This is a genomic window from Streptomyces sp. NBC_00328 (genome assembly GCF_036139655.1).
Classification (GTDB): Bacteria; Actinomycetota; Actinomycetes; order Streptomycetales; family Streptomycetaceae; genus Streptomyces.
The window spans coordinates 7,665,614-7,680,287 of sequence record NZ_CP108013.1; the positions used below are offsets into that span (position 1 = coordinate 7,665,614).

Sequence of the window (14,674 nt, forward strand, 5' to 3'; positions counted from 1 at the left end):
CCCCTGCCTCTGCCGTCCTTCCCCCGGAGCGTCGCCTGCTCCCCGGTGGTGCGCCGGGCACCATGGCAAGAACGGGCGGGAGGCCAAGGGACGGGCACCGGCCGGAGGGAACGGTTCGGACACAAGGGGAGTACGGCGGCCCGGCGCCGCCTCCGGCCCGCACGGGCCATCGGACGGGGCGCCACGCCGCTCACGGAGTGCCACCCCCATCCCGTCTACGACGAGGGAACCGGGTCGGTTCACGGCGCTCGCGGTGTTTCCCGGGCGGGCGCACGCCCGGGAAACACCGCGAGCGCGCGATCACGGCGCGAGGGCCGCCGTTCCGATGGGGGCCGGGATCACGGCGGGACCCGGTTACGAGGTCGCGCCGGGAGCGGGGGCCGGGGGCACGACGGGAGCGGCGGCCGGGGTCGTGGCGCGGCCCGGGAACGGAATCCCGGCAGGCGCGGGAAGCGGCCCGGGCACGACCGCCTCCACGTCCCGTACCACCGACGCCCGCCAGCAGTCACCGACCTGGGTCAGCAACACCGTGAGGCCGGACGGCGCCCCCAGCACACGCGGACCGGGTCCTTCGCGCCCGGCGAGCACGACCCGGCAGCCGAGCCTGCGGCCGAGCAGGGCCGCCACCGTCTCACCGGTCGGACCGTCCTGCCTCTGCCGGTACACCTGCAGCCAGTACCGCTGCGCGGTGGTCAGCCGGACATCGCCGATCTTTATGTTCCCGCCGCTCAGGGTCGCATGCATCTCCACCCTCTGGTCGAACGGCACACCGGCTGCCCGGAGTTCGGCGATGGTCACCGGGCTGCCGTCCGCAAGCGGCTCCGCCCCGGCCGGTACGTCCGCGTCGGTGATCACTCCGCCGGCCCATGCCCGCAGCGTCCCGGGGGCCGGGGGAACGGGGGCGGCCGGGTCCATGCCGAGTTCCCGGCCCACCTCGGCGGTCAGCAGCCCCGGTCCGCCGCGGGCCACCGCCGCCAGCAGCGCCTCCGCCGGGTCGGCCCCCTCGCCGTGGCCCCCGCCGTACGGTCCGGCCGCGTCGCCGTCTCCGCCGTACGGTCCGCCGGTCCCTCCCGCGGGCAGTCCGGGTTCCCCGGGTTCCCCGGGTTCCCCGGTGTTCCCGCCCCGCGTACCGGGCGCCAGGACCGCCGGACCTGCGTCGCCGCCGGTGGCGAACAGCGAGGGCACCGCGTCCGCCACGCCGTCGGCGAGGGTCTCCCCGTCCGGAGCGAGCGGGAGTTTGGCGTACAGCGCGTGCGGGACGTCCACGCTGAGCGTGCCGCCGGGTCCGGCGATCACCAGCCGGGCGTCGACGCGGTAGTGGCGGTAGTGGCGCACGCTCTCCTTGTTGCTCTCGTGGGTCTCGCCGAGTTTGCTCTCGTGCTTCTCCCCCTTCTCCACACCGATCAGCTCGAACGGCACCCGCTCGGTCACCCGGACGTCGCCGTGGGCGTCGCCGCCCTCCGGGCCCGCGGCGAAATACCAGCCGGAGGAGCGGTCCTCGTCCGCCTTGGGGGCGTGCTCGTCCTGGCCGTACCGCCGGGCCTTGTACTTCCCCGTGCCCTCCCGGCCCGGGATCAGGGGGCGCGCGGCGGTGGGGTGGAGGCCGACGACGACGGTGGCGTCCCCGACCGGAACCACGTACCTGCCGGCCAGCAGGTCGCCGATGTTCCCCCGCAGCATGCCCTCGCTGGTGTAGTGCCGGTACAGCAGTTCGTGCAGGGTGCCGAGGGTCGGCCCGGACGGGGGTCGCAGGTCGTCCAGGCCGGAAGCGGTGTCCCCGGAGCGGTGGCGGGCAGTCAGGGGGATCCAGTGGGCGGCCGCCGTGGCAGCGGGGACCGCCCAGGGGTGCAGGACGTCGACCAGGGCCTGGGGGACGGTCCGCACCGGGGCCGCGGCCGGGGTGGTGCTGTTACCGGGCTGCCACGAGCGCGGGGTGCCGTAGGAATGGCCTGGATCCGGCGCCGCGGCGGCGCGGTCCTGCGGCACCGTCAGTTCGGCGGGTACCAGCAGCCGTACGTCGCCCTCGACGCTCTGACTGCCGTCACCGCCGCTGTCCGCGTACCAGACCCAGGGGCGGGCCGCGTACCACAGGCGTTCGGCGCCGTCGGCGCCGTCGGCGCCGAACATCCGGCCGGCCGTCAGCAGTGCCCGCTTGGTCCAGCGGACGGGCGCCTCGACCAGCGCCGGAGGCTCACTGCTCATGCCCATCTCGATCCGGAACCGCATCGGCAGGGTGAGTTCGTGGGCGGTGCCCTTGGTGGAGGTGCGCTGGATGTTCTTGACGTCGTGCTCGTCCGCCACGCCCCGGCCGGACTTCCTCCGGTACCCCACGGCCACTTCGCCACCGGCGTGCCGGTGGCCGTGTCCGGCCTGTCCCCGGAGGTCGAAACCGATGCTCCACTCCCTGTCGGACGAGGTCCCCTCCTCCTCCTTGAGCACGCCCTCGCTGCGCAGGGTCAGGGTCACATCGGGGCGCGGCCGGTTCCCGGTCTGGGGGAGATGGACACCGGTGACGTTGATCCACAGGTAGCTGGTGGAGCCGAACAAACTGGGTACCGGAAGCCAGCGCCGTACCCCCGAAGTGATCAGCAGGGGATGCTGGGCCTCCAGCTGGTGCGAGGCGTAGCTGTCGCGCAGCGTGCGCGTCAGCAGGTTGGGCCGGTCGTCCATCGGGTCGTCCCGCAGTACGCCACGGGTGCGGAGCATGGTGTGGATCCTGTCCAGCACCTGGTCCGCGCGCAGCAGTTCGGGATGCGCGATACCGGGGAGCATGGCCGGGTAGGGAACGGTGCGCCGCTCGGGCGGTCGGGGGACGGGCACGGCCGGGACGGACGGCTCGAGGGGCGACGGCTCGAGGGCGGACGGGGCCCCGGGCACCGCCTCCGGTGCCGACGGGGGCTCCGCCCCGGGCCGGGGCCCGGTGTCCGCCGGGCCGCCGGTCGCCGACGGAAGCAGGTCCGTCATCCGGCGTTCCGGTACCAGCAGGTCGAGGGCGTCGGTGACCCTCAGGTAACGGGTCTCCTGCTCTCGCTTGCGCCCCCGCCAGCGCATGGCGGTGACCTCGAAGACCGGGGTGGCGCGCACGGTGTGCGGGGTTCCCCCGTAGGTGGCCCGGGTGATCATGACATTGCCGAGTTTTCGCTTACGCTGCTCGGACCAGCCGCGTCGGTAGCCGAAGAGGGAGAAGACCGCCAGACGGCCGGTCAGGCTCTCGTGCCCGCCCCCGTGCGGTTCGGCGGTGTTGGAACCCTCGCCGGACGCGTCAGCGGCCGGTTGGGCGCTGACCCGCACTTGCGGACCGGCCATCCCGGACAGCCCGACGCCCCAGTGGGTGTCGTTGTCGGTCTGGTGGAAGCCGCCGGCCTGGAGGTAGTGCTCGATCTCCGCCTCGCCGGCGACCGGCCCGAGGTCGTGGGGCTGTACGGCGGTCAGCCGCAGCCGAATTGCCTGCTTGAACCCGTCGCGTTCCGGCAGGTCGATCACCTGGCCGCCCTTCGCGTCGGCCAGGTCGGCGATCTCGGTGGCGAGTCTGGTGGCCGTCGTGCCGTCGCGCAGCGCGTCCGGCCAGTTCCGCCAGTCGGCGGCCCACTCCTCGGCCTGCTGCGACGGCATCCCGCCCAGCAGGGCGTGCAGGCTCGCCGCCAGCCGGGGCAGTTCGGGGATGTCGAGGAAGGCCGGGTAGATCCCCGAGGTGCCGCCGCGCTCGAAGTCCACTCGCCGCAGGTCGGCCCGCGGCGGGGTGGCGGTGTCGCTGGAGTGCGACCCCGCGACGGCGAGTTGCTCCGGGGTGAGCGGGACGGCGGGCACGTGCACGTGCGGTACGTCGACCAGGGCGACCAGTTCACCGGGGCGGTCGATCCACCACACGTCCGCCGTCCCCGGGCCGTCGCTGTCGGGCCGGCTCAGCGACAGTTCGTAGACGATGTCGTAGGTGTGCGTGTCCACCGGGCCGTCGGTCTCGGTGCGGCGGTAGACCTTGGCGGTGCCGGACAGTTCGTGATTGGCGGCCCGGCCGGCGTTCGCCGTCACCCGGAAGGCGCCGAGCTGGAGCCGCAGCCAGTGGCGGAAGCCGAGCCGGGCCGCGCCGCCGCCGCCGAGTTCCAGGGACCACTTGTGTTTGCGGTGCCCGGCGGCCGTGCGTTCGCTGATCAGCCGCGCGTTGATGGTCCTCCGGTACGGCGCCGACAGGCCGGCCGGGTCGTCGTGCCGCTCCCGCAGGTAGCCGCGGACACCGGCACGGTAGCGGCGGCCGCCCACGGTGATCTCCCGGGTGAAGCCGCGGAGCAGGCCCGGCAGATCGCCCTCCAGCGCCGGGGTGCCGAAGAACTGGGCGAGGTCCCGGTCCGTCGTGGCCCAGTCGGCGCGCCGGGTCCGGGGGCCGAGGTCCTTGCCGATCGCCCAGCGGAGCTGTTCCAGCACCAGTTCGGAGCCCGGCAGGCCGACGAGCATGCCGAGACCCTGCCCCCGCCGCAGGGCCAGGGCGAGTGGTTCGCGGGGGTGCGGCGGCAACCGGTCGTCCAGCCGCGCCGCCGGGCGGGTGGTCACGCGTACCGGGTCCGTGCCGGAGGCGCGCAGCAGAGCGCGCACCCACGGGCGGGCGTCCACCGGTCCGGGCGGCGACTGCGGGGGCGAGGGCTGATCCTGATCCGGATGCGCCGGGCCCGGTGGGGTCACCGCGCCCGGCAGGTGGTGCTCGAACCCGGCCGCCTGCGGCTGCGGCATCCCGAGTTCGCCGGAGACGGTGACGACGACCGGGGCGATGGTGTGCGTGGGCGACTCGGTGTTCACCGTCAGCCGCAGCCTGGTGCGGTACCGGGCCTGTTCGGTCCTGGCGGTCAGTACGGTGTGCGAGGAGGTCCCTACGGTCAGGGCGTGGCCGTCGGAACGTTCCGACATGCCGCGCAGACCGAATGCCGGGAAGATGCCCTGCCGGGTGTGTCCGCCTTCCGAGTGGCCGGATGCGCCGTCACCGGACGCCGGGTGGCCGCCCCCGTCGGCCAGACCCAGGACGCTGAGGAAGAAGCCCAGGCCGCCGCTGCTGTGGCCCTCCTTCTTGCGCTGTTCCGACCAACCGCCGCCCAGGTCGTCGCGGACTCCGACGCCGTCGGTCGTGCCGAGGTACTGCACGGCCTCGATCTCCGCCCGGATCCGGAAGTGCCCGCGGAAGGACCTCTCCGTGACCTCCCCGGCGCGCGTGGTGTTGGTGAGATCGCCGGAGGTCAGCAGCCAGCGCCCCCGGTTGAGTGCCGATGTCTCGTTGAGGGTGGTCTGGACCTGCGTCATGATCTGCTGAACGGTCCCGGCACGCAGGCGGGCGGCCCGCAGGGCGCGCATCAGCCCGGCGACCGCCGCCGTGGTGTCCAGGGCGTTGAGGACGACATGCGCCCGTGGGGGACGCGGGACGGGGCCGCCGGGATCCGGCCCGGTGGCGGGGCCACTGGGCAGGAACGCGGCGGCGTCCGGGCGCGGCGCGCCGGGCGCGCTGTAGTCGGCGGGCAGGCCGAGGACCAGCGTCCGGGGGGTCACGACGTCGTGCGAGAGCTCCTCGCCGTCGATGAAGATCCTGACCTGGAGATCGGCGTCGAAGCCGGTGGTGGTGGCGATGAACGGTTTACGGCTGGAGATGACGCTGCGGCCCCACTTCGTGACCCGTTTGTCCGAGACGCCCGCGCTCACGGCCGGCAGGCCGGGCAGGATGGCGGCGGCGGAGCCGGAGGCGACCCCGATCGCACCGAGCAGCGTCGCCTCCAGCCCGTGCGCGACCTCGCGGGACGTCTCGCCCCCGGTGGAGGTGGCGGCGAAGCCCACCTCGTACTCGCGCACCTCCGCCTTCTCCAGGGCGGGCCTGGGGCGTGGCCGGGCGGGTTGGGGACGCAGCCACACCAGTCGGCCGTCCACCACCAGCGTCCGGCCCTTGGCGAGCAGTTCGTTCCACTCCTTGGGATCACCGTTCAGGAGCAGGTCGCGCAGGGCGGGCCGGAGCCCGCCGAGCAGGGCCTCATCGGCGCCGTCCGAGGGGCGCAGCGCGCCGGTGATCTCCTGGGCCCAGAGGGTCGCCTCGACCTCGGACGGCGCATCGGCCCGCTCCACGAAGGCGATGCCCAGCGCGCCCTCGTTCAGGTACCAGGGGGCCTCGGGCGCCGGTGGCGGCTCGGGGGCCGCGGTGACCGAAGGCGGCGACGGCTCTGGGGGCGGCGGTGCGCCCGGAATCCCGGCGAAACCGGACACCGGGACCGGCCCCGGGCCGGAGACCGTGAGCAACCGGGCGTTCCCCGGCGGCCAGGCCGCGAGCTCCGGACCGTCGTCTTCCCCGCCCCGGCCGGGCTCGGAGACGTAGAAGCCCGGTGCCGGTGATGCGAGCACCGCGGCCGCCTGGCGGGCGCTCACCGTACGGTGCCGCTCGGCTGCCCAGACGTCGCGCCCGGGACCTGCGGTCGTGGTGGTCCGGGCGGGGTCGTCCACCGGATCGCCGCCGGGTTCGCCGACGGTCCCGGCCACGGTGCCGTCGTCGGCGACCGGCCGGGCGTCGACGCCGACGGTGGGGGATGCGCTGCCAGGCTCCCCCATGGTGTCCGGGTCCGTGCCGGCCGCCGGCGCCCGGCCGGAGTTGAACTGCGTCAGGTCGGCGAACGGCGAGGTCCCCTCCGCGTCGGCCGCGGCGCGGGCCGGGTCGGGGGCGGCCGCGTCCGGTCCGTGGCCGGTGTCCGCTGTGACGAGTGCGGGGGATCGGGGCGGGTTCTGGGCGGTGCCGGCCGTGGCTTCGGGCCGGCCGTCGTCGGTGCGGGCGACGGGTGTTCCCGCGGCGATGGATGTTCCCTTGACGATCGCCCAGAGGCGGTCGAGGTCGGCGCGGGTGAGTCCGTCCGGGCCGGGCGTCCAGGTGTCGCCGAGGCCGAGTTGCCCGCTGATCCGTGCCGCCAGTTCGTCGGGGGCGGCGTCGGTGTGCCAGGTCCGGTGGCTGGTCGGCCGGCCGTCCTGTGGGGCGGCCGGTTCGACCTTCAGGTGGGCGCCCTGGCCGGGTCCGACGCGTTCGAGGGTGACGTGCAGCCGGGTGCCGTCGGGGAAGCGGCGGGGGGAGTGGTTGAACAGCTCCTCGACCCCGTCGACGGCCTTGTTCCACAGGGCATTCTGTTCCGCCTCGGGGAGGTCGGTGTCGGCGGGCATGAATTCCACCAGGACGGTCGCCTCGTGGACGCCGGTCGCCTTGTCGACGCCGGTCCCCTTCAGGGGCAGGCGGCGTATGTCGAAGCCGGGGGTGTATCCGGTGCGGGTCTCGGGGGCGGTGCCGACGGTTCGTGGCGGGTAGAGGCGGCGGATGGTGCGCAGGGACTCGAAGTGCGGGCGGTGCGGCAGCTTGAACAGCCAGTCCGCCGTGACAGCGGGCGTGACTGCGGCCGGGTCCGTTCCGGGGGTTGGGGTGGTTCCGGGGGCGACGGTGATGACATGTCGGCCGTCCGGGCCGGGCAGCAGTGCCGATCCGGACGGTTCGATGTCCGTCTTGCGGCCGGTGACGTCCGCGACCGCCTGCGCAAGCCGCTCCGCGCCGGGCCGGTCACTCACCGGACCCACCAGCACGATACGTGTGGTGGTGTCGCCCTCGCGTCGCAGGTCGGCGGCGAGCAGGTGGGCGAGGGCCCCGTGGGTGGCCTTCAGTTCGCCGCCGGGATGGCGGACGGTCACGGTGTCGGCCTCGACGCCGGCCACCTCCACGATGGTGACCTCGTCCTCCTGCCACGGCGCGGCCTCGGGCTGGTTCGGGGTGCCCGGAGCGCCGATACGGAATCCGGAGATCTCCAGGTCCGCTGTGACGGTGCCCGCCAGCGAGCGTCCCAGGACCTGCCCCCCGGCAATGACATCCGGGGCGGCGTCGAGCACGCCGCGGTGTTCCAGGTCCCGGGCCTCCCACGCGGCCGGACCGTCGGTGTCCGGGTAGCCGCCGGCGTATGCCTGCGCCACCCGCAGCCGCAGGGTGTGGAGTATGTCCGGGGCGGTTTCCGCGTCCGGGCCGGAATGGAGCACCCGCCGGGTGAGAAGGTCCAGTCCGTGGGTCTGGGCGGCCTCGTCGACGGCTGTCCTGGCGCGGGTCAGGGACCAGAACGCCCGCCCCCGGTCCGCCTCGCTCAGCGGCGCCGCCGTCCCGTCCGGAGACGGGGAGGGGGGCAGGATGTCCCGGGCGAGCGTGTCACTGCCGTGGGCCCACTGCTGTGAGGTTTCCCGCGCCCCCGGCATCCGCAGATACGACGTCAGCCAGGGGCGGCGACCCGTTGTCTGCTGCGACTTTTTCCACCAGCGGTCGGCGTCGTGCAGCAGGGCCCGCCGCAAGGCCACCGGATCGGTGTCGGCCGTCTGGCCGGGCTGTCGGGCATACGCGCGCGCGGCCTCGTCGAGAAACTCCAGAGTGAAGGCGCCCGTACCGCTCAGCACCGGATCCTCGCGCCGCAACCGATCCAGCGCGCCGATCCCGGCCACCAGCTCCGCGTCCTGTTCCGCGAGTGGGCCGAACTCGTGCCGCAACGCCCGCACCAGCCGCAATGCCGACGGCACGGGGCGCGCTGCGGCAGCGGACGCCGGCTCCGCACCCAGCGCTCGCGAGAGGGTGTCCAGCTCGGCGCCCGCGGGTTCGGGGTCGTATACCTGCCAGCCCCGCAAGGACCCGTCGAATCCGGCGTCGGCGAAAGCGAAGCCCACACTCGGCGCTTCCTCGTCGGCGGGGGATTCGACACTCGTTCCCGGCGGCGTGGGACTGGCGTAGGTCCGGCGTCCGGAACCGTTGGCGAAGTCCTGTCCCGGCCCGGGTGTCTCCAGGGGATCCAACGTCCCGGCTGGTGGACCACCGGCGTGGCAGGCGGCAAACAGAACCTGGGCCTTCCGGCCTTGCGGTGCGCGCGCATCCATGTCGGCCAGGCTCTGACACCATCGCAGCCGGGCACCGGCCTGCCACGCGTCGCCGTGCATCGTCCGCCCGTCGCGCAGGTTCCAGCCGAGGCGGCCGTGGGGGTCACCGTGCAGGGCCAAGGTGTACAGCGGGATGCCGTCCTTGAGCGCGTCGGCCCACGGGGCACGCCGGCTCGCGACCGGCACGGACGTGGCGGGATCGACGAAGTGAAAGTCCGGGAAGGCGGTGAGCTGACGCATCTCCGGCTCCCGGCCCGCCCAGTCCAGCGGGTCGAACGAGGCGTTTCCGGCGGATTCATGGCCGTGCGGTTCGTGGTCCGCGCCGGGCACGATGGTGTAGGTGCGCAGGGCGCTGTCCGGCACCCATTCCCGGCCGGATGTGGCCGGGTCGGTCAGCCACTGGCCCGCCCAGGGATCCTCCTCGAGCTGCCGTCGCGGGTCCGGTGGGGTGTGCAGCCAGCGTCGCGGCAGTGTCTCGCGGGACTCGTCGCCTGCGAAGGCCAGGTGGACCGGGCCGCCGGAGCTGTCGTGTCCCGCCGTGTCCAGGCCTGCGGTGGGTGACCACACCCACCGGTCCAGCTTCTGGGCGAGGGCGCCCGGCAGGTTCGTACCCGGTCCGTCGGCGCCGGTGACGGTGAGGAGCAGTGCGGTGCCTGCGGGAAAGACAGCGGTGTCGTGGCGGAGGAGTTCGGCCAGTACGGCGCCGTTCACCCGGCGGTGACGGCCGGCCAGTTCCACCGTGAGGCCGGTCTCGTCGCCGTCGGCCTCCAGCAGCGCCACCGGCCGGTCCGCCCAGGGTGCGCGGCCCAGGCTGCCGGGTGTCTGCCGCCATTCGCCGTTGGTGTCGTCGCGTACCCCGCGTGAGACCGTGGCCGGGTCCAGCCGGGTGCCGCCGGTCAGCCGCCCGCTCCAGCTTCGCCCGGTGATCCGGGCGTGGGTGTCGCGTACCAGGGTGTGCTCCGACAGGGCTCCGGCCCGGGTGAGGAAGTACGCCGCGATGCCGGGCAGACTGTCGGCGCGGTCTGCGTTCACCGCCGCCTGGACCACATCCAGAACGGTCTTGTACTCCGCGTCCTCCAGATCGGAGTCGTCCTCCAGGGACAGGACCTGCCGGCTAGCGTGGTCCATCCGCTCCCTGCCGAACGGGCCGTCCGGCAGCAGGCTGCGCAGTACCCGTACCGCGGACAGCGTCTCCGGCCGGTCCCCCTCGGCCACCAGGCCGTCGTCGATGAGTTGGGCGACGACAGCCTCCACGGGATCGGAAGCCTCGCCCGTATCCGTGTGCGAGATCACCGAACCCGAATCGGAGAAGTCCGTATATCCCGCACGTCCCGCACGTCCCGTGTTGAACTGCGACGGATCGGCGAACGTCGTCCCCGTCGGCCCTGTTGGGGTTTCCGGTACCACGACATCGCCCGCCGCGCGGTCACCGGCGGACCCGACGACCGCCGCGGCCGGGGCGGGGCCGGGCGGGGCGGGAAGGGCTCCGGCGGGCACGGGAGGGGAGCCGACGTTCTCGTCGGAGGTGGGCCGCGCGGTGGCCGACACGGTTGCTGTGTTCCGCGGGGCGGGCCCGGTGAGGGCGTGGACGAGGGTGGCGCCGGGGTGGGTGGTGCGATGGTCCTCCAGCATCCGGGTCAGTTCCGCCTGTGTCAGGAGCCCGGCCGTGGTGCTGGTGGGGGCCGCTGTGGCCAGGCGGGTGTTCTCCCGGGTCATCGCTGCGCGCAGCAGGGTTTCGTACTCCTGCCGGCGGTCGGGGTTCCAGCCGAGGTCGCCGCCGGTTTCGCGGCGCAGGGCGCGTAGCCAGCGCAGGGCGCGTTCGGCGGGTTGGCCGGTGCCGGGGGTCAGACCGGCCTGCCAGGCGTCCGCTTCGAGCTGTGCGGGTTCCGGTTCGGGGTGGAAGGTGACCGAGTGGTGCTGGGAGTCGGTCAGGCTGTCGGTGATGCCGATGCGGGCGGGCCTGCCCATGGAGGGTCCGGCGACGGCGATGTCGCCGGTGTCGGCATCGACGGTCATGCCGGTTTCGGTGGCCACGTCCTGCGCGATGGGGACGTGCCGCAGCGGGTCCGTGCCGGGCTCGGCGCCGGCGGTGCAGGCCAGCAGCCGTATCCGGGTGCCGGGAGCGAGGCGGGACATGCTCGGGCGGCGTTTGAGTATCCGCCCCAGACCACGTCCGTCGGTCAGGCCGGTGCGGCCGTCGGGCAGCGGCAGTTGTGCGCCCTGCGGTCCGATGTGCAGGGCGGCGGTGTAGTGCGGGACCGGTCCGTCCAGTGGCTCGAGTGGTCCTTCCCTGCCTGCCACCGGGTCCCAGATCACCCGGTGGCGTACGGCGGGCAGGTGCCGGTAGTGCTCCTGACGGAGTTCCATGTCCTGTCCGGTGAGCCAGGCCCGGCCGCCTCCCCGTCCGGTGCCGTCCTCGCCCGGCAGCGGCGAGGACATCAGTCCACCGGACGGTTCCTCACCGGTCAGCCGCACGAACGCCGGCTCACCCACCGACGGCGGTGCCTGGGCCGGTGACGGCACCGTCGTCGGGGCGGCCGTGCCGACCGTCGGGTCGGTGAGCGCCGACGGGTTCATGACGTCGGCCGGAGCCGCCTGGCCGGGAGCCGCGATCGCGTCGGTGAAGTCCTTGGCGGCGAGGTCCGTTCCTACCCCGTCCGGCCCGAGGAGGCTTGCGGCCACCCGGTCCGCGGTGCTGCCGTCCTGCCCGGCGAGGGCACCGGGCACGTCCTCCTCGGCGTACGAGTAGTCCGAGTAGTCGGTGTTCATGGAGAAGGCCGACGCCGTGTCACTGTCGTCGCGGTCGTCCCACACCGACGAGACGACCGACTCGGCGTCCTCCGTGAGTACCACGTCAGCCGTGGGTACGTCACCGACGGTGTCGGCCATCCGGCCGGCCGCGGCGCCGGTGTCCGCCACCACCCGGCCAAAGGGTGCCTGACCGGACGTCACGTCCGGTCGTGCGGCAGGCAGTACGCCGGTGTCGTTGGCGTCCGGTCGCGGCGTCGGCGACACGTCCGTCGCCGGCTCCGGCAGGGGCACGAGACCCGGCACGGGCACCGAAAGCGGTACGGCGGGCACCGACGACGGGATCGTCGCCGTCATGGACGGTGCTGCGGGAGTCGTCGTGGAGGTCACGGTGGAGGGCGGGACAAAAGCCGTGGCGGGAGGCAGGGACATGGCCGGCACCGTGGGGTCCAGACCCGCACCGACACCCCGCAGCCAGTCCAGCACCCGCAACTCGTTCACCCCACCGGCACCGGCACCGGTACCGGCGCCGACACCCCCACCGGCGCCGGTGCCGGCGGGAGTGTAGACACCACCGTCCGGAGCGAACCCCCACTTGTGCAGTGCCTTGCCCGCCCCCACCGCGCCCACCAGCACGAGTGTGGACACCACTCCCGACAGGCCCGCCTGGCCGGCCGTCTGCGCACTGAACGCCCACCGCCCCTGCAGCACCCCCACCGTGAACATCTCACCCAGAGACTCCGCACCCCCCTCCACCACACCCGCGTGCACCGACTGCAACGGCACCGTGAAAGCCGGCCGGTCCTTGAAAACCTTCTTCTCCAGCTTGTTCACGACGCCCTGCGTGGCACCCCCCAGCGCCTCACCGAACACCCCCGCGAACGCCCCGAACAACGCGTCCTGCCCCACCTTCGACCAGTCCACCCCCGACGGACGCGCCACCGCCGGCGCCGACGCCATATTCAGCAGCCGCGCCGCGATCGACTGCAACGCCTCCTCCAACGCCTCCAACGGCGCCCCCACCAACGGCACCACCGAATGGGACAACGCCTGCAACGCCAGCAGAATCCGCAACACCGCCCGCGCCCGCACCGCCGCCATCGCCGTCAGCGACGCCCCACCCGTGAAAAATGACAACGCCAGATACGTCTGCATCTGCGCCAGCAGCAGACTGACCTCCAGCCACATAGAGATCTTCGACTCACGCACCTGCATCGAGATATCCACACGCCGCCCGGCGATCCCCTCCAGTTTCTCCGCGAGATCCCGCAGTCGGTTCTCCCCCCGGTCATCCACCAGCTCCCGCAACGCGGACACATAGGCCGCCCCCACATCCGCCGGCAACCCCGTCCTCACCCGCACGATCCCGGCCTGTACCTCACCCGACAACTCCCTCAGACCCCGCGCCAGATCCAGCACCGCCTCACGCGACGCCAACGCGCCCACCTCACTCACCTTCGGCCACCGCTCACCCGTCAAAGCCAGAAAAAAAGCATCCACCGCATCGAGCGAATCAGACATTCTCGAAATCCTTGAGTGAAATGGGAGCGGGCGGACGGGGCTGGGAAGGAAGGTGCTTCGCTAATAACCAGGGGAAAGGGGCCGCGACCAATAGGCGGGGTTCGTTACATGAACGCGTCCGGCGGGAATCCGGTTCACCCACGGCCGCCATCCCGCACCCGCTTGTGTCCGGCAACTGCCCGGCTCGCCCGGTGAACCCGGTGCCAAGGCGATCACGCTGGTCGGGAGACTGAAGGTTGGCTCTCGGGACTGGTGAGTTCGCACGTTCAGGTGTCGCTCGTCCGCGGCCGACTCCGCATGGGGTTCGACCGTGCCCGCGGGTGAGGGTGAACCGGATGACGCCGGTGCACGTAGGAAACCGTGCGGGGCGGTTCGTCACGAAGTGGGCGCGGGGATGCCGTGGTCTGCCCGTCCCGCTCCCGCAGGAAGCGGGACCAGGCGTTGGAGCCCGTTGCGTTCGTGTCTTTCCCGAGCCGCGGCCCCTTCCCCGCCGCCGGGCGGCCCGTGACGGCCGGTACCGGCGCCGTCCGGCCGAGCCTGATCCTTTGTGCACCATCCACCGAGTTGAGGACGACGATGCGCGAGAACACCACCGGCGGGCCCACGGCCTCCGAGGCCGCCTCCGAGGCCGAGAGTGTCTTGCCGGCGGGCGCGGCCCCGGGGGCCGGCGGGCCGGCCGGGGCGGAGGAGGGCGTCCTGGGGCCTTCCGCGGCGGACACCGGTGCGGATGTCACCGCGGACGCCGGCCCGCGGGACGGCACTGCCTGGGCCGGGAGCACGGGCGGGGAGGGTGATGGCGCGCCGGGCGCCGCGCAGGGGCCGGATCTCGGGGACATCCCGGTTCCCGACGAGATCCGGGAGGCCGGCCGCCTGACGCCGGACCACTGGCTCGGCATGGTGGATCCCGCATGGTTGGGCGAGGGCGAGCCGCCCGAGTGGGCGATCGTCGGCCGGTGGCGGTCCGGTGAGGACGGTGAGATCGCCGAGTGGCAGGACAACCCCGAATACCGGCCGTCCCCGCAAGCTCTGGACTGGCCCGAGCCGGAGGACGATGTCGACCGGGCGGTGCAGCTGGCCGCCACCGGCTACGGGCCGGGTGACGCGGTGCCCAGGGCCCTGCTCGACCACGAGGTCGCGGTGCTGACCGGTCCCGGCGGCGGACCGCTCGCCGTCACCACCCCGGACGGCACCCCGGTGATCCCGGTCTTCACCTCGCCCGTCTACCTGCACACCTGCGGGCGTTTCGGCTACGAGTTGCAGCGGGTGGACGAGGACCTGCTGGACAAGGTCCCGGACGGCCACCTGCTGTATGTCAATCCTTCCGGCCCGGTCAGCATGACGGTGGAACCGGCCGCGGTGCGCGAGGCGCTGGACGCCCTGCGAGCGCCGGAGCCGGCGGCCGTGCCGCCCGTGCCGTAACCGGTGGCCACCACGAATCCCGGGCGTCCCGGCCTGCCGGTGAAGGGTGTGCGGAGACGGACCTGCCCCCAGCGCACACTCTCAACGCCAC

The 14,674-nt window shown here is 73.5% G+C and carries 2 protein-coding genes; one reads left to right on the forward strand and one right to left on the reverse strand.

Annotated elements, in window-relative coordinates; genetic code table 11:
• Nucleotides 1-354: 354 nt before the first annotated feature.
• On the reverse strand, nucleotides 355-13,164 hold the full coding sequence (locus OG485_RS33480) for a lonely Cys domain-containing protein (RefSeq protein ID WP_443048803.1): 12,810 nt from the start codon (nucleotides 13,162-13,164) through the stop codon (nucleotides 355-357).
• 576 nt (nucleotides 13,165-13,740) lie between these two features.
• Here OG485_RS33480 and OG485_RS33485 point away from each other — a divergent pair.
• A complete protein-coding gene (locus OG485_RS33485; protein WP_328672315.1) occupies nucleotides 13,741-14,583 on the forward strand; it encodes a type VII secretion system-associated protein in 843 nt (280 codons plus the stop codon).
• Nucleotides 14,584-14,674 lie beyond the last annotated feature (91 nt).